Genomic DNA, 15,667 nt, shown 5'->3' with positions numbered 1-15,667 from the left:
CGTTCTTACATCGGTGGCGTCAGGCCGTCTTTACCGGCGGAGACATTGCGTGCGACCAGGTTGCCTTTATCATCTTTCACCGCGAATAACACCACTTTTGTCCCGGCGGTCAGCAGCGATTTATTCCCTGGCTGAATCAGCACTACTGGCACGTCATCCGGTACGATGACGGTTTTTTCTTTCCCTTTATATTTCACCGTTAAGGTGCGGCCATTACTGTTTACCAGCTTGCCTACCGTACCGTTAGTCATGGTGTTGACTTTACCGTCAGGAGATTCAAACGGGTTGAAGCCTTCGCCTGTGCCGCGCAAGCTGGGCGAGAACACATGCACTTCCAGCGCTTTTAAGGTTCCGTTTGCCTGTGGAACCGCGGCGGTACCGATAAAGCTATCAGCTTTAATGTCGCTCATCTGCGCCTTACTAACGCTATTCACTTTGGTGTTATCGGTCACGCCGACCGATAATTTTTCACCCTGGCGTGTCGTGATTTGCAGCGTATTGCCATTCACCGCATCAATGGTGCCACGTGTCGGTTTAATGACTTTATCGGCCGGGACGGCGGCCACGCCAAAACTGAATAACAGCGAGCCTAGTAACAGGCCGGTAAAACGGTGCTTAATCATGTTCCTCTCCCGCATTCAGGGTTCATTATGCAATGGTTAGCAAGCAAAGTAAGAGTAATCAGCGGGGCGAAATTGGCGAGGTAAACAGATGAAAAGAGTGTATTAAAACATTTCTGCGGGCCGCAGGATGGCCCGCAGAAAGTGGACGGCGCTTAGTTAATAATGTTCAGCGTAACGTCGATATTGTTGCGTGTCGCGTTAGAGTAAGGGCAAACAATATGCGCCGCATCGACCAGTTTCTGCGCTTCCGCCTGATCCATACCCGGCAGATGAATGTTTAACTTAGCTTCGATACCAAAGCCGGTCGGTAGCGGCCCGATACCCACTTCACCTTCAATAAATGCCTCTTTCGGGATCGCCAGTTTGTCACGGGAAGCAACAAACTTCATCGCGCCGAGGAAACAAGCGGAATAGCCTGCGGCAAACAGTTGTTCCGGGTTAGTCACTTCACCGCCTGCGCCACCCATCTCTTTCGGTACACCCAGTTTTACGTCCAGCACGCCGTCGGAAGAGGTTGCACGACCATCACGACCACCGGTAGCTTTTGCTTTTGCACGATAAACAACTTTTTCTAATGACATAATTTCTTCCTCATTAATGCAGGTTTATGCGCGATTTAATCGCGGGCGATTTACAGAGACAGACAACTTCAGTATAGACCATTGGGCCAAGACATCGCTGGCCCGAATAGTAAATTAGCGATTAAGGTTATTGCGTAACCTATCCAACTGCGATTTCAGCGTCGTTAGCGTATCCATATCGCAGTCAGAAGCGCACAGGATCGATTCCGGAATTTCCAGCGCCTTCTCACGCAGCGCCCGGCCCTCTTCCGTCAAGGTCACTACAACCTGGCGCTCATCCTGACGAGAACGTCGGCGATCTAACAACCCCGCGGCTTCCAGGCGTTTTAACAGGGGCGTAAGCGTGGCGGAATCCAGAAACAGACGTTCGCCAATGTCCGACACCGTTACATCATCTCGCTCCCACAGCACCAACATCACCAAATACTGCGGATAGGTGATATCCAGCCGGGTCAACAATTGACGGTACTGTTTATGCATCGCCAGGTTCGCCGAATAGAGCGCAAAGCAGAGCTGTTGATCAAGCAACAGTGGCACGCTTTGTTGTTTTTTGTCATCTTGATGTGTAGTCATGGGGTTAAATATAAATAGCGCCCTAGATAATTGCAAGCAACTTTTACGCATGGAGGGTATTTTGATGCTATCGCTGGAAGAACGCGCCCGCCGTTACGCCACTAAAGCGCACGCAGAAGTTGATCAGCGGCGGAAATATACCAACGAGCCCTATATCGTCCACCCGGCTGCGGTGGTGGAACTGGTGCGTAGCGTAACCGATAACGAAACCATGCTGGCCGCCGCCTGGCTACACGATACGGTAGAGGATACCGCCAGCACCACTGGCGATATTGAAAGTCACTTTGGTCTGGAGGTGGCAAGGCTAGTGGCGATGTTAACCAATACCACCCCGTCACAAGCAACCAACCGCGCGGCACGTAAAATGGCGCACTTTCGCCATAGCGCGCACGCGTCGCCGGATGCGCAAACCATTAAGCTGGCGGATATTATCGATAATACCCGTTCGATTATTCACTACGATCCGCATTTCGCCCGCGTTTATTTGGTCGAAAAGCAGATGCAAATTGATTTACTTAAGCAGGGCGATCCGCTGCTGTGGCAGCAGGCATCGACAGTTATCACGGAAGGAATAAAGCAGTTAAGCCAACCGCCACACAATATCCCGCCAAGCTGGTTCACCAAACAGGCGGCGAAATATGTAGGATAAGGGAGCACAAACGCGGCTGGCATGCTATCGAGATGATTGGTTCCGCTTGCTAAATAATGGAACCTCAATAACCCGCCGGGCGGCGGGCTGCGTGGCTTTAATCCAGCAGTTGCCGGCCCAGGTAAGGGTTGGAATGCAGTAGTTGCATCAGCTTCTGCGCACTACCGGACGGACGCGTACGCCGCGCTTCCCAACTCTTCACCGACGAAACGCTAACACCCATAACTTGGGCAAACTCTTCAATCTCCATACCGGTCATTTCGCGTAAACGCTGCGGTTCCGGAAGTGAAGCCGGTCTAACCTTGACAACCGGCGTGGTTTTTACCACATCACGCGTCAATACAATTTGCTCAAGACTACTGAGTAACTCGATCATTGGATCTTTATTTTCCATAGAGAACTCCTCAAATACTCACTATGAACAACGTGAAAGAAACCGAGGGAAGAACCTGAAACCCAGGTTCAGAATACCGGCGCAGCCAAATGAGCAAACGAGTCAAATGCGTTGGCAAAATTTACCGGGATCCTAAGTATTAGATGGAAAGTCGCCGTCTGCCTCAATTTTTTTGAGTATTTTTCGAACTTACTAATAACCAAAAACATTTATTTTCTGCCGTCGCGATATTGAACACGGCTTCTTGCCCGGCGCTTCGCGTGATGCGCCTTCTCATTAAGAGAGCAACCGGCGTAACGGCGGCTCGCCCGGCAGGCATCGTCAATTGAGGCATCCGCCTTTCTGCTAGCGCCAATAGTCGTTTTTACCGCTCTGGTTGGCGAAGATAAGACCTTAAGCAATAGTAATTAGATGAATAGCACAATAACATGTATATTTTATGCATCTTATGTCTAAACGAGGCGACGAATTATGGGCAAAAGGGGTCCGTTGCGGCTTAGCCTGCCGGCTGGATATTTTGGCATAGTGTTAGGCACCATTGGCTGTGGATTTAGCTGGCGTTACGCCAGCACCATATGGCCAGTGCTCCCGCCTGAGATTGGCAACTCGCTGATTATCTTTGCCATCTCTATCTGGTTTCTGTTGGCCTGTGCTTTTCTTTGGCGGTTGTACCATTTTCCACACAGCGTCGTTGCTGAAATCGAACATCCTCTAATGAGTAGTTACGTGAGTCTATTCCCGGCGACCACGATGTTGGTTGCAATAGGCATCACCCCATGGTTCCACTCTCTGGCTGTCGGAATGTTCATCCTCGGCGCCACGGCGCAACTTAACTATGCGGCATGGCAAAGCGCGGGTCTATGGCGAGGTAAGCATCCTAACGAGGCAACGACGCCGGGGCTTTATTTACCCACTGTCGCCAATAATTTTATTAGCGCGATGGCGTGTGGCGCGCTCGGCTACCATGACCTGGGTTTGTTGTTCCTCGGTGCAGGCATTTTATCCTGGCTAAGCCTTGAACCGGCGATTCTGCATCGTATGCGTTCTGCCGGAGAGATGCCGTCTGCTACCCGCATTTCTCTTGGGATTCAGTTAGCGCCGGCTTTGGTGGCTTGCAGTGCCTGGCTGTCCGTAAACGGCGGCCACGCAGACGTTTTTGCCAAACTACTTTTCGGTTATGGATTACTGCAACTGATCTTTATGATCCGCCTGCTTCCGTGGTATCTGGAAGCCCCTTTCACCGCCTCCTTTTGGAGCTTCTCGTTTGGCCTCTCAGCTCTCGCCACCACGGCATTGCACCTCGGACATAGCAGCCACGATGGGATTTTATCGGCGCTCGCCATTCCACTTTTTGTATTCAGCAATTTGCTGATTGCCTTGCTACTACTTCGCACGCTAGTGCTACTGTTTCAGGGGCAATTGCTGGTTCGTCAGGATATGCGTAAAACAATCTAGAAAAGCAGCCACTTACCGGTTTCACCGCCATTTCCATTACATATGCGCTTGCTCCCCACCCGTCGCTTGTAGGGAACGGGTGGAAATTCTTCAGAAAACATATCCAGCCTTGATGCATTGATCTATTCTTAGGCACATTAATGCAATGACCTACTTACGCGTTATCAATCAGATAACGCGTTAACTTACAGGAGTAAATTCGATGGCGACAGGAATCTCCCGCATCCAGGCGCGTTGGTGGTTGCCCATGGCGGCGGTATTATTGGTTTCATTACTCACCGCTTGTGGCGATAAAGAGCCGGAACAGCGCAAAGCCTTTATCGATTTCCTGCAAAACACCGTCATGCGTAGCGGCGAACATTTACCCAGTCTGAGTGAAGACCAGAAACAGCGCTTCGGTAATTATGCCAGCGATTACGCCATTATTTATGGCTTCTCTCAGCAGGTGAACAAAGCGGTGGATAACGGTATGCGTCCGGTGGTGGATGAGCTTTCGGCGATCCGCGTGCCGCAGGATTATTTAACCCGCCGCGATTCGCTGCGTCAGGCGAGTGGTTCACTGAACGTGTTGGCCCAACAAATTCAGAGCGCCAAAAGCCAGGCCGACAGTAGTAAAGCGGCGCTGAAACAGCCGGATGATCTGAAAAATGCTTACGATAAGGTTTATAACAACGTGGTCACGCAGCCGGCAAACGCGCTTGGGCCGCTACTCCCTGCTCTACAGTCATTGAGCCAAGATGCGGTACAGGCCGGGGATTTCCTCCAACAACAGGGGCCGCGCGTCAGTTTTAATGACAACGCGGTACAATTCCCCTCGCAGCAGCAGGCCAGCCAGTACAATGCCATTATGAGTAGCCTCGCCGCGAAATCGCAGGCTTTAACTCAGGCGCAAAGTGCGGTTCAGGGCGGTTTTCAGTAATCCCTCACTTTCAGGCGGCCCGGAGCCGCCTTACGTTTACATGACCACGTAATAAAATTACGCCACTGAGCGGCTGCGCTTCTCTGCCGAGTCAAAGTGTGATCGACGGCATTTTGACATAAAAATACATTGTGATTTAAATCACATTTTTCAAATAAAACGCCCAGTCAATTTTGTGATAACCATCACATATAAGCGTCTTTTATGGCGACAAAATCCGCACTGTCTTTTTTTTACACTGCCATTTTGTGACGAGTGTCACTAAAATACCCCCTAAAGACCAACCACAAGCGTGACATACATCACATTTTGCCCGCGCACTACGCAGCGTCATTTTCGCGTGCTAGAGTCCGGCTGCATACAGTGATACTAACGGCTCCCCGCCGTAACGTCTTAACAAAAACAACGCGCTCTCTTATTTGTCGGCGCGTACTAATAAGGGGTGTGTTTTTATGTCCTCATCAGTCAAGGTCAGAGTCCAGAGCTTTGGTCGCTTCCTGAGTAACATGGTGATGCCCAATATCGGTGCGTTTATCGCATGGGGTATCATTACCGCATTATTCATTCCAACCGGATGGGCGCCAAACGCAACGCTGGCAAAACTGGTTGGCCCGATGATTACCTACCTGCTGCCGCTGTTGATTGGTTTTACCGGCGGGCGTCTGGTAGGCGGCGATCGTGGCGGCGTAGTGGGCGCCATCACGACCATGGGCGTGATTGTCGGCGCCGATATGCCAATGTTCCTTGGCTCAATGATTGCGGGTCCGCTGGGCGGCTGGGCGATCAAATCGTTTGACCGTATGGTTGACGGTAAGATAAAAAGCGGTTTCGAAATGCTGGTCAACAACTTCTCTGCCGGTATTATCGGCATGCTGTTGGCGATTCTGGCTTTCCTTGCTATTGGTCCATTGGTTGAAGGTTTGTCGCACATTCTGGCAACCGGCGTAAACCTGATGGTTCAGCATAACCTGCTGCCGCTAACCTCCATCTTCGTGGAACCGGCAAAAATCCTGTTCCTGAACAACGCGATTAACCACGGTATCTTCTCACCGTTGGGTATTCAGCAGGCGAGCGAAGCCGGGAAATCCATCTTCTTCCTGATTGAAGCCAACCCAGGTCCGGGCATGGGCGTTCTGGTTGCCTACATGTTCTTTGGCCGTGGTAACGCGAAACAATCTGCGGGCGGCGCGGCAATCATTCACTTCCTGGGCGGTATCCACGAAATTTACTTCCCGTATGTGTTGATGAGCCCACGTCTGCTGATCGCGGTAATTTTTGGCGGTATGACCGGCGTGTTTACGCTGACCGTACTGCACGGCGGCTTGGTTTCTCCGGCGTCTCCTGGCTCCATCCTCGCGGTGTTGGCAATGACACCAAAAGGGACTTATTTTGCGAATATCATCGCGATTATCGCTGCTTTCGTGGTCTCCTTCGTGCTCTCTTCTATCCTGCTGAAAACCAGCAAAGTTAAAGAAGATGACGATATCGAAGCCATGTCACAACGTGTGAAAGATATGAAAGCGCAGTCCAAAGGCCAGGCAACGCCAAACGCAACCGCCGCAGCGGCAGATGCGATGAGCGGCGATCTGAGCCACGTGCGTAAAATCATTGTTGCCTGCGATGCCGGTATGGGCTCCAGCGCCATGGGCGCCGGGGTGTTACGTAAGAAAGTCAATGATGCTGGCTTAACCAATATCTCGGTAACCAATACCGCGATTAATGCGCTGCCAGGCGATGTCGATCTGGTGATTACCCACCGCGATCTTACCGAACGCGCCATGCGTCAGGCACCGCACGCTCAGCATATCTCGTTAAGCAATTTCCTTGATAGCGCGCTGTATACCGACCTGACTGCACGTCTGGTCGAAGCTAACCGTAGCGCCGGCAACCGTCAAAAAGTGGATGCCGCATTGAGCGATAGCTATGACAACAGCCAGGATAACCTGTTTAAGCTCGGCGCGGATAACGTGTTCCTGGGTCAGCACGCCGATAACAAAGAGCAAGCAATTCGTTTCGCCGGAGAGCAGTTGGTGAAAGGCGGTTACGTAGAGCCGGAATATGTTGACGCCATGCTGGATCGCGAAAAACTGACGCCGACCTACCTTGGCGAATCGATTGCCGTGCCGCACGGGACAGTGGAAGCGAAAGACCGCGTGCTGAAAACCGGCGTGGTGTTCTGCCAGTATCCGAATGGCGTTCGCTTTGGCGAAGAAGAGGATGACGTTGCGCGTCTGGTGATTGGTATCGCCGCACGTAATAATGAACACATCCAGGTGATAACCAGCCTGACTAACGCCCTTGATGACGAGAGCGTGATTGAAAAGCTGGCCTCTACCACCAGCGTACAAGATGTGCTGGACATCCTTTCAGGGAAACAGCCAGCATAATCTGCGGGCCGGGCTTGCCCGGCCCCTTTTTTTCAGCGCAGGCATGCTGGCCTTTTGGCAAAGCCGGCGTGGCTGAGACTTCTACGCAATGCCTACAGGTAATTTTATGAAAGCTCTACATTTCGGCGCGGGTAATATTGGCCGTGGCTTTATTGGTAAATTGCTGGCAGATGCCGGTATCGAACTGGTTTTTGCCGATGTGAATCAAACCGTGCTGGATGCGCTAAACGCGCGCCATGAATATCCGGTTCATGTGGTGGGCGAAAATGCCCAAGTCGAAATCGTCAAAGGCGTCAGCGCCGTAAATAGCACCAGCGATGATATTGTCGCGCTGATTGCTGAGGTTGATATCGTTACCACGGCGGTTGGTCCGCAGATCCTTGAACGCATCGCTGGCGGCATCGCGAAAGGACTGGCCAAACGCAGTGATAGCGGTAATGTCCGTCCGTTAAACATCATCGCCTGTGAAAACATGGTACGCGGTACCAGCCAGTTAAAGCAGCACGTACTAAACGCGCTCCCGCAGCAGTATCATGCCTGGACTGAGCAGCACGTCGGCTTTGTCGACTCCGCCGTTGACCGTATCGTCCCGCCGTCGGAAGCGGGCAGCAGCGACCCGCTGGAAGTCACGGTAGAAACGTTCAGCGAATGGATTGTGGATAAAACGCAGTTTAATGGCCCACTGCCAAGCATTCCCGGCATGGAGTTGACCGATAACTTAATGGCGTTCGTCGAGCGTAAGTTGTTTACCCTCAATACCGGTCATGCGATTACCGCCTATCTCGGCCAGTTGGCGGGCCATCAAACCATCCGCGAAGCCATTCTTGACGAAAAAATTCGCACCATCGTTAAAGGCGCGATGGAAGAGAGCGGCGCGGTGCTGATCAAACGCTATGGCTTTGATGCCGGTAAACATGCCGACTATATCGAAAAAATCCTCAGCCGCTTCGAAAACCCTTATCTGAAAGATGATGTGGAACGCGTAGGGCGCCAGCCGCTGCGTAAACTGAGCGCAGGCGATCGCCTGATCAAGCCCACCCTGGGAACGTTGGAATACCATCTGCCACATACTAATTTGGTGCTGGGTATTGCTGCGGCGATGCATTATCGCAGTGACCAGGATCCACAGGCGCAAGAATTGGTGGGCCTGTTGGATAAACTCGGCCCACAGGCGACGCTGGTCCAGGTGTCTGGCCTGGATGCCGGGAGCGACGTGGTCGCTGCGGTGGTGAAGGCTTATCACGCCATGCCATAATGCGCGCGCTCCCGACCTCCTCCGGTGAGCGTCCAGGGCACAGTTTTGCTGTGCCCCATAGCGTACTGACAGATATGCAGGCAACAATGGAAGAAAAACAGGCTTTTGAGAATCAGGTGCTTGAGCGCCTGAATGCTGGCCGTTCGGTGAGAAGTTTCTTGATCGCCGCGGTTGAGCTATTGACTGAAGCCGTCAATATCCTGGTTATTCAGGTATTTCGCAAGGATGATTACGCGGTGAAGTATGCCGTTGAGCCGCTGCTGTTAGGTGATGGTCCGTTAGGCGAACTGTCGGTTCGCCTGAAATTGATTTACGGACTTGGCGTGATTAGCCGCCATGAGTATGAAGATTGCGAACTATTGATGGCGCTACGTGAAGAGCTAAATCACGATGGTACCGACTATCGGTTTACCGATGACGAAATTCTTGGCCCGTTTGGCGAATTGCATTGCGTGGTTGCCTGGCCGCCAAAGCCAGATTTTGCCACCGAAGATGCTGAATTGCGTGCCATGCAACAACTGCGTTACCAACAGGTGCTACGCTCGACCATGGTGCTCTCGCTGACCGAGCTGATTTCTCGCATTAGTCTTAAACAGGCTTTTAAAAAGTAACCCCGCGAAACGGCGGCTTTTCGTGTATCCTTGGCGTCAGAGACACACTGTTAGGTATTCACGATGAAAGAGCAGGAAAAAGCCGAAATTAAACGCCTGAGCGATAAGCTTGACGCGCTAAATCGCAAAGAGCCGCTATTGCTGGAGTCCGGCGAGTCGGAGAAGTTAGGCGCGTTATTGAAAGAAAAAGAGACGTTAGTCATCGAAATCGAACGTCTGAAAAATGTGCGTGAGCAGAAGCTGAGCAAAGAAGCGCAGCAGCTACAGCAGCTCCCCTTCAGCCGGGCAATTACCAAAAAAGAGCAGGCCGATATGGGCGCGTTGAAAAAGAGCGTGCGCGGCTTAGTGGTGGTGCATCCGATGACCGCGCTGGGTCGTGAAATGGGCCTGACGGCGATGACGGGCTTCGCTAAAAAACCATTTTAATTCCGGCAGGGGCGCTCGCCCCTGCCCTTCCCTGCGGTTACCCTCTGGCTGGATACCCGCCGATCGCCGCCGGAACCTCAGCCTGCAAGCGATCCATTAACGCATAACGCCGGCGATACTCTGCGCGTTTCTTACTCGCGATGTCCTCAAGCGCCTTGCGTTCGACCGATAAAGGCAAGGTAAAGACATCCTGCTCATCCGCTTCGCCGCCGAGCGTTAGCCAGAACTCGCTATAGCTGGCAAAGAAAACATCATTTTTACTGTGCCGATAACGCAAGCTACGAAATACATGTTGGGAGTCGCCAACCGCACGGATACGTTTTATTCCACTCTGGTCTACCAAAATAAAAAGGGTTTCCATCAGTAAGCGCTTCGGAAATAAACCAAAACAGGCTTTGGTCGCCTCGCGAATAACCTCGGCGGGAATATCTTTACGCGGCCCCTGTAAGCCACCAATAAACAACGTGGTTATTCCCTGCTCCTGAATAATAGAAAAAGAGAGGGTGCCAATCGTCATCTCGTTATAATGTAATACCAGCGTCACCTCACCTTCGCGATCAAAATAGCCCGAACAACAGGAGATAACAAAATGCTCGCCATTTTTGCCATCGACCGAGGCCAACACTGTTTCCGTTGTGCTCTGCAGTACCTGCCGTAGCGCCAGATCCTCAACATGTTGGACAAACAGATAGTGATCGGTAATCGCCCGCGCCCGCGCTTCTACGTTAAAATTCGCGCACAAATAAGGACGGTGAATTTTTGCCGGTAACACACCCTGATTAGTGATGGCTTGCCGCATCACCGGCAAATCGGCCAGATATTTAAAATAATGAAAAGTCGTTAGCGGAAACGCTAAAGAGCGCAATAGAAATTTAAGACGAAAGCGCTTACTCCGCCATAATTTACTCGGTTTTAGTCTGCCGCTGATTAAATTCAGAAAAAGCAAACCCGACGACGCAGCATGCGTCGGATTGGTAGCGATCATCGACATATTATTATTAATACCTGGCTGAGGGACGACGAGGATTACTGTACAACGTCGATTCTCAACGACAGGTTAATATCAAGGGTGATGATGCGAGACGAGTTCAACCAACAATCAACGAGCGTGAATTATTTTCGGCGCTCTACCTTGAGGCATCTCCCTCCGCCAATGCCCGCAAAACAGGCACGTTAAGAAGATGTGCCGGACTGCACGACTCCGCTCCATCAGGCGAACGTCATGAAGGCGCAGGCCCGATTTACCCGTCAATGTCACGCTGGCTTTCTAAGGTTGGCGTTTTTTAAAACATCTTATCATCCGTTACCGATACGCCCTGTTCTGTTCACTTCATTCCTGAGTCGATAGAGTAAGTTAACCGGTTTCACCACTAGCCGCACTATAGTACTATCTTATCGTAAGGACTGATGCGGATAAGGAATCGGAGTAAGGTGGTATGAAATCTGAGAAAGTAAAAGCGAATATATCTGCCACGGGTTTCAGTAAACGCGAGCTTTGGGGGTTCAGACGCATTTACAAAGAACTGAAGGGCACCTATCATCCGAACCTGACCAGGGAACTCACGCTTGAAGAAGTAATTAAAGAGGAGGCCCGGAAAGCCTTCGCATTACCAAAATATTTCCTGCTTTCCATAATAATTACTATCCTTGGTACTCTCTGGTTTCGTAACATTAGTTATCTTTTCGCGCCGCTGGTCATGATGATTATCATGATTCTGGATATTCGCTCTTCAGCAAAAAATGCACATCGAAAAATTTCAAGCGAGCTCAAGCTAATGAAACTGGCTTTTAAGCTACGGCTCTAGTCATTGAATTTGTAATCTCCATCTATGAACTCGGCCTTAAAACTAAAAGCAGTCTTGGCACCAAAGTAGAGTTTCATCTCGCCGCTTTTACTGGACCATTTTGTAATAAAATCATTACTAACATATCGGAACAGCTTTCCCGTACCCGGTTTCTCGCCAAATAATCGTCCTACCAGCCTTCCCGGGTTCTGAGAAAATACCGGGGCGCGTATGGCAGCGTATACAGAAAGCGAAAATTCAACGCTACTGTAGGCAAAGTCGCCCTCATCATCGCCGAGCCCTGCCAGGTTTGCAGCTTTTCTGTATAAACTCCGTAAAAAGCCAGCCTGTTTATGCTCGTAAATCATCGGAGAGGCCGATTCATAGATATTATTAAGACCATAATTCATAAGAACAACGCCAACTCCCATAAAGTGTCTGGCGTTAATTGTTCTGCCAACTTTTACCAGTTGTAGCCCGGCCCAGGTTTCAGCCGAGCCGGCAAGTACACCCCCGCCGATTTTCGCATATTTAATGACGCCGTGTTCTTCAAAAACATCCGTGATTATATAGGTGATACGATCCTTCATCCGCAGGATTTGATACTCCCGCTCGGTTAATCGTACTTCCTCTTTCAGGTCATTAATAACCGAAGACTTACTGACCGGGGAAATATCAGCGTTAAACCTGTGCTCATATTCGCTTATCCCGTTTTCAATATCTCGCAGATAATCCATTTTAATCAGGGCGTCTTTTATCAGAAACACCGACGCCAGGTTCGCCATGCGTCTGAGTTCGGTGATGTAACTATCGAGATCGTAGCGCAGATGCGCATAAGCAGCGGTTCCCATCGGTTCCTCCGGTTCAGAAACAGGACGAGGAGTTTTTAATATCCCAGCCCATGCGTGTTTCAGCCGCTTTACCGCCGGTGGTACTTTGCTCCCAGTACTGAAACTTAACCCGGTCAGCCTGAAATTCATAAGTCACATCGGTCGAGGCGCCATTGTCCCTCAGCAGCACCTCCATGACTATCACGTGCTCCATCGTGATGCGGTAATATTCAACCTGTGACCGCCCGCCTTGCAGGCGGACAACTCGACTTTTTTTATTCTGTTGCCGTTTGAGGCATAAAGCAGTGCGCCGGGCGTGCTTTTTTCCGCCTGGCAATGAACGGACAGATTATGGTAATTCGTTTTGCCGGGGCCAATGCCGTCTCCCTTTCTGCGGGTACCCCATGTGTAGCTATCTACGTCAATCCAGCCCTTATGGGCGGAATCCCTGGATTCACCGGCAACACCATCAATTTTCAAAAAAACGTTATTCATCTTATTCCCTGATGTTTATATGGTCTCCCCCGCAAATATTACCCGACTCGCGTCTTGGCGCAACCGAAAATGTTCAGCCCAACTTCCAGGCTTTTGGCAAGCAATGGAAGAGTAAATACCGCTAAACGGTCAATTTAAATAGCCATTAATTTATTAATCAAAAATCAGAGTTCTTCATTGAACGCACTCCGTTCTCCCTTGCTGACGAACCCGGCACCGAAAAAATATGTAGGGATAAAAATAAAAAGCCGACGGCAAACACCGTCGGCTTTATGCTTAGATTACGCCGCCGTAAGACAGCGTAAACCAGGTTTACTTAGCAGAGGCGAAACGGGCTGCCGCTTCATCCCAGTTGACCACGTTCCAGAATGCTTTGATGTAGTCAGGACGTTTGTTCTGGTACTTCAGGTAGTAAGCGTGTTCCCACACATCCAGACCGAGGATCGGGTAGCCTGAAGCGCCGGAAATAGCCTCACCCATCAGCGGGCTGTCCTGGTTAGCGGTAGAGACCACCGCCAGCTTGTCGCCTTTTTTAACCAGCCAGGCCCAGCCAGAACCGAAACGGGTCGCCGCGGCTTTTTCAAACTCTTCTTTAAATTTATCCACGCTACCGAAATCTTTTTCGATGGCCGCTTTCAGGTCGCCCTGCAGTGTGGTGCCGGTTTTCAGGCCTTTCCAGAAGAAGCTGTGGTTAGAGTGGCCGCCTGCGTTGTTACGCAGCACGGTTTTCTTATCGGCCGGAACCTGATCCAGTTTGGTGAGTAGCTCATCAACCGGCAGGTTAGCGAACTCAGTCCCTTCCAACGCGGCATTCGCGTTGTTGACGTAAGTCTGATGGTGTTTGGTGTGATGGATTTCCATCGTCTGCTTGTCGAAATGCGGTTCCAGTGCGTCATAAGCGTAAGGCAGGGATGGCAGTGAATAACTCATGTTCATCATCTCCAATAATGTTGGGCGGCAGGTTAATTTTGTCGCTACCGCGTAAGCAGTTGGATCATTATAGTTAAATAAACCATTGGGAAAAGGTTAATCAATGCCCTTAACATCATAAGGTTTTTCACCTCACGGCAAAGCATAGCCCTTAATTCTCAACCACTTTCTTACATGGGGGCCATTTCATACAACGCAAGGGGGCTGGTGCGTAAAGTCGCATACGTTTAACGACCCAGCGCGGCTAACGACCTGTCCAGCGCGCCCACCAACCAATCAATATCCTGCTCCTGAAAAGCGAGAGGCGGGCGCAGTTTCAGAACATTGCCATAAGGCCCGGCAACCGAGGTTAGCACATGGTTATCGCGCAATTGCTCAACCACATCCAGCGCCAGCGCTTTGTCCGGCGTTTTATTCTCGCGATCCGCCACCAGCTCAAAGCCAATAAACAAACCGGCGCCGCGCACATCGCCAACGCAGTCATATTTATCCATCAGCGTCTTCAGTTCGGCCAGCAGTTTGGCACCGACTACCCGGCTATGTTCCTGCAACTGCTCTTCATGAATAACCTTCAGCACCGCCTGCGCGGCGGCCATTGACACCGGGTTCCCGCCGAAAGTATTGAAATAGGGGATCGCATCGCTAAAGGCAGCGAGCACTTCGCTTTTCGCCAGCAGGCCGGAGACCGGAATGCCGTTCCCCATCGGTTTGCCGGTAGTCACAATATCAGGCACCACGCCATGGCGCGCAAACCCCCAGAATGCCTCGCCGGTCCGTCCGAAACCAGGCTGAACTTCATCGGCAATAAAGATGCCGCCATTGTTATGCACCACCTCAATCGCCTGCTGCAAAAAGCCGCGCGGATCGGGCAATACACCGTCGGAGGAGAAAATAGAGTCTGCCAGAAAACCGGCGAACTTGATGCCGTGCGCCTGCATATCATCAATTTGCCGCTGAATCTGCGTGGCGAACCAGGTGCCCAAATCGGGCGCGTTAACACGGTAGCGGTCCGGCGGCGGAACGAGGCGCGTAGTGGCGGCTAACGGTTGCCCGCTGCCCAGCGCCGGCGACACGCCCGAGGTTAACTCGCTGGTGCCATGATAGGCTTCCTGGCTGACAATAATACCGCTACCGCCGCTGTAGGCACGCGCCACGCGAATGGCTAAATCATTCGCTTCAGATCCGGTACACATATACATCGCGCGGTCGATCGCCGCAGGCATGGTCGCCAGTAACGCCTCCGAATAGTCAAGAATCGCCTCGTGCAAATATCGCGTATGGGTGTTTAACCGTTGCATCTGTTGATGCACCGCCTCAATCACCGCCGGGTGGCAGTGACCGATACTCGCCACGTTGTTATACACGTCCAGATACTTCTCGCCAGCCGCGTCCCATAGATATTGCCCCTCGCCGCGCACCAAATGCACCGGTTTGCGATAAAACAGGCGATAAGACTCGCCGAGCAATTTCTGGCGTTTATCGGTCAATTTGCGTAGATTCGCATCTAAACCGGCGGCGTGTTCGGCGCGAAAACTGTTGGTATCCATAATGGTCGAGCGTGTAGCCATGATGACTCCCGTGACGAAAAGGCGTAGTGGTCTGACGAACGGATGTTCAGAAAGTATACGGTATGCGCTTATGATGGCGCATTTCGGCAAAAAAGCAACCAAATGCACAAATACAACAAAATACACATGCGGTTGGCGTGATTCTCCACTATGGTAGAGTTTCGTTTCACTTTATCGCTGCCTTGCC

Annotated in this window: 16 protein-coding genes and 1 pseudogene; 8 read left to right on the top strand and 9 right to left on the bottom strand. The window is 51.2% G+C overall.

The window, feature by feature from the left end; genetic code table 11:
• Positions 1 to 5 precede the first annotated feature (5 nt).
• From PMPD1_RS00595 to PMPD1_RS00585, 3 genes are all read right to left on the bottom strand, one after another.
• A complete protein-coding gene (locus PMPD1_RS00595; RefSeq protein WP_173632230.1) occupies positions 6 to 623 on the bottom strand; it encodes a hypothetical protein in 618 nt (205 codons plus the stop codon).
• A gap of 152 nt (positions 624 to 775) precedes the next feature.
• Positions 776 to 1,204: an organic hydroperoxide resistance protein gene (locus tag PMPD1_RS00590; protein WP_173632229.1), complete on the bottom strand. Its 429-nt coding sequence runs from the start codon at positions 1,202 to 1,204 to the stop codon at positions 776 to 778.
• A gap of 114 nt (positions 1,205 to 1,318) precedes the next feature.
• Positions 1,319 to 1,777 carry a MarR family winged helix-turn-helix transcriptional regulator gene (locus PMPD1_RS00585; protein ID WP_173632228.1) on the bottom strand — a complete coding sequence of 153 codons (459 nt, stop codon included), beginning with the start codon at positions 1,775 to 1,777 and terminating at the stop codon, positions 1,319 to 1,321.
• Positions 1,778 to 1,838: 61 nt separating this feature from the next.
• On the opposite strand from PMPD1_RS00585, the gene PMPD1_RS00580 reads away from it, so the two are divergent.
• Positions 1,839 to 2,426, top strand: coding sequence for an HD domain-containing protein (locus PMPD1_RS00580; RefSeq protein WP_173636071.1), 588 nt, complete (start codon positions 1,839 to 1,841; stop codon positions 2,424 to 2,426).
• Between the two features lie 97 nt (positions 2,427 to 2,523).
• Here PMPD1_RS00580 and PMPD1_RS00575 read toward each other — a convergent pair whose 3' ends face one another.
• Positions 2,524 to 2,820, bottom strand: coding sequence for an HTH-type transcriptional regulator (locus tag PMPD1_RS00575; protein WP_173632227.1), 297 nt, complete (start codon positions 2,818 to 2,820; stop codon positions 2,524 to 2,526).
• 471 nt (positions 2,821 to 3,291) lie between these two features.
• Between PMPD1_RS00575 and tehA the strand changes: the two genes are divergently transcribed.
• The 6 genes from tehA to PMPD1_RS00545 all read left to right on the top strand — a co-directional run bounded on the left by tehA (position 3,292) and on the right by PMPD1_RS00545 (position 9,873).
• Entirely contained in the window at positions 3,292 to 4,275 is a 984-nt protein-coding gene (gene tehA / locus PMPD1_RS00570; protein WP_173632226.1) for a dicarboxylate transporter/tellurite-resistance protein TehA, read from the top strand.
• A gap of 202 nt (positions 4,276 to 4,477) precedes the next feature.
• The gene (locus PMPD1_RS00565) at positions 4,478 to 5,194 is read left to right on the top strand and encodes a DUF3053 domain-containing protein (RefSeq protein WP_173632225.1); all 717 of its coding nucleotides are present in this window, start codon (positions 4,478 to 4,480) and stop codon (positions 5,192 to 5,194) included.
• 452 nt (positions 5,195 to 5,646) lie between these two features.
• The gene (locus PMPD1_RS00560; protein WP_173632224.1) at positions 5,647 to 7,581 is read left to right on the top strand and encodes a PTS mannitol transporter subunit IICBA; all 1,935 of its coding nucleotides are present in this window, start codon (positions 5,647 to 5,649) and stop codon (positions 7,579 to 7,581) included.
• A gap of 106 nt (positions 7,582 to 7,687) precedes the next feature.
• Positions 7,688 to 8,836: a mannitol-1-phosphate 5-dehydrogenase gene (gene mtlD, locus PMPD1_RS00555; protein WP_173632223.1), complete on the top strand. Its 1,149-nt coding sequence runs from the start codon at positions 7,688 to 7,690 to the stop codon at positions 8,834 to 8,836.
• Entirely contained in the window at positions 8,836 to 9,447 is a 612-nt protein-coding gene (mtlR, locus tag PMPD1_RS00550) for a mannitol operon repressor MtlR (RefSeq protein WP_173632222.1), read from the top strand. Before mtlD ends, mtlR begins: the two co-directional genes overlap by 1 nt.
• Before the next feature lie 63 nt (positions 9,448 to 9,510).
• On the top strand, positions 9,511 to 9,873 hold the full coding sequence (locus tag PMPD1_RS00545; RefSeq protein WP_173632221.1) for a YibL family ribosome-associated protein: 363 nt from the start codon (positions 9,511 to 9,513) through the stop codon (positions 9,871 to 9,873).
• A 37-nt stretch (positions 9,874 to 9,910) separates the two neighbouring features.
• Here the strand turns inward: PMPD1_RS00545 and PMPD1_RS00540 are convergent, their stop codons facing one another.
• Positions 9,911 to 10,864, bottom strand: a complete 954-nt coding sequence (locus PMPD1_RS00540; protein WP_173632220.1) for a VirK/YbjX family protein — start codon at positions 10,862 to 10,864, stop codon at positions 9,911 to 9,913.
• Positions 10,865 to 11,309: 445 nt separating this feature from the next.
• On the opposite strand from PMPD1_RS00540, the gene PMPD1_RS00535 reads away from it, so the two are divergent.
• Positions 11,310 to 11,678 (top strand): hypothetical protein, encoded by a 369-nt coding sequence (locus PMPD1_RS00535; protein WP_173632219.1) that lies wholly within the window; start codon positions 11,310 to 11,312, stop codon positions 11,676 to 11,678.
• Here PMPD1_RS00535 and PMPD1_RS00530 read toward each other — a convergent pair.
• The 4 genes and pseudogenes from PMPD1_RS00530 to PMPD1_RS00515 all read right to left on the bottom strand — a co-directional run bounded on the left by PMPD1_RS00530 (position 11,675) and on the right by PMPD1_RS00515 (position 15,480).
• Positions 11,675 to 12,508 (bottom strand): DUF4225 domain-containing protein, encoded by an 834-nt coding sequence (locus PMPD1_RS00530; protein WP_173632218.1) that lies wholly within the window; start codon positions 12,506 to 12,508, stop codon positions 11,675 to 11,677. The genes PMPD1_RS00535 and PMPD1_RS00530 overlap by 4 nt on opposite strands.
• A gap of 13 nt (positions 12,509 to 12,521) precedes the next feature.
• A pseudogene (locus tag PMPD1_RS00525) lies at positions 12,522 to 12,982 on the bottom strand (Hcp family type VI secretion system effector).
• A 312-nt stretch (positions 12,983 to 13,294) separates the two neighbouring features.
• The gene (gene sodA / locus PMPD1_RS00520) at positions 13,295 to 13,912 is read right to left on the bottom strand and encodes a superoxide dismutase [Mn] (protein WP_173632217.1); all 618 of its coding nucleotides are present in this window, start codon (positions 13,910 to 13,912) and stop codon (positions 13,295 to 13,297) included.
• Positions 13,913 to 14,139: 227 nt separating this feature from the next.
• A complete protein-coding gene (locus PMPD1_RS00515) occupies positions 14,140 to 15,480 on the bottom strand; it encodes an aspartate aminotransferase family protein (protein WP_173632216.1) in 1,341 nt (446 codons plus the stop codon).
• Between the last annotated feature and the right edge of the window lie 187 nt (positions 15,481 to 15,667).

It is taken from the genome of Paramixta manurensis, assembly GCF_013285385.1.
Taxonomy (GTDB): Bacteria; Pseudomonadota; Gammaproteobacteria; order Enterobacterales; family Enterobacteriaceae; genus Paramixta; species Paramixta manurensis.
Note: the sequence above shows the minus strand (reverse complement) of the source record. Positions and strands in the feature narration are given on the sequence as shown.